This is a genomic window from Mesorhizobium caraganae (genome assembly GCF_016836705.1).
In the GTDB taxonomy this organism is placed as follows: Bacteria; Pseudomonadota; Alphaproteobacteria; order Rhizobiales; family Rhizobiaceae; genus Mesorhizobium; species Mesorhizobium caraganae.
Genome location: NZ_JAFCGY010000159.1, coordinates 1 through 431, shown reverse-complemented (window position 1 = coordinate 431; position 431 = coordinate 1). Strand labels below are relative to the sequence as shown.

Genomic DNA, 431 nt, shown 5'->3' with positions numbered 1-431 from the left:
GAAGGGTACTTTACCGACGAAGTGGCTAGCCTTTGTGCGGCGGCATCAGTCAATGTGCGAAAGGCTATTCTCACAAAAGTGTCTAAGGAGATTGAAGCCCATACACGAGTGGTGCAGCGGCCATTCTCAGCACAGATCAATTGGTCTTCTTACGACCAAGCTTTCGAGATGCTACTGTGGATATCAGGCTACCTTGGGGCTTGGCTTGAGCAGTCGTCCCGGTCCGGCGAAATCGAACATGTCTTGCAGCTAGCCGAGGCGGCTTTGGCGAGGCGAAGCGAAGGCGAATGGGCGCGGAGCAGTTCTAAGGGCCTGCTTCGCTACCGAGAATCACACGTCCCGACTGCAGTGTAGCTGTAGTGAGCAGTGAATCGCCCAGGGTTTCGTAGACATCTCACAGCCATAAACTATGGCTTAAGTGGAGGTGGTTA

The 431-nt window shown here is 53.8% G+C and carries 1 protein-coding gene; it reads left to right on the top strand.

The window, feature by feature from the left end; translation table 11 throughout:
• A partial coding sequence (locus tag JQK88_RS35885) for a hypothetical protein (RefSeq protein WP_210388458.1) occupies positions 1-354 on the top strand: 354 nt, incomplete at its 5' end.
• Positions 355-431: the final 77 nt, after the last annotated feature.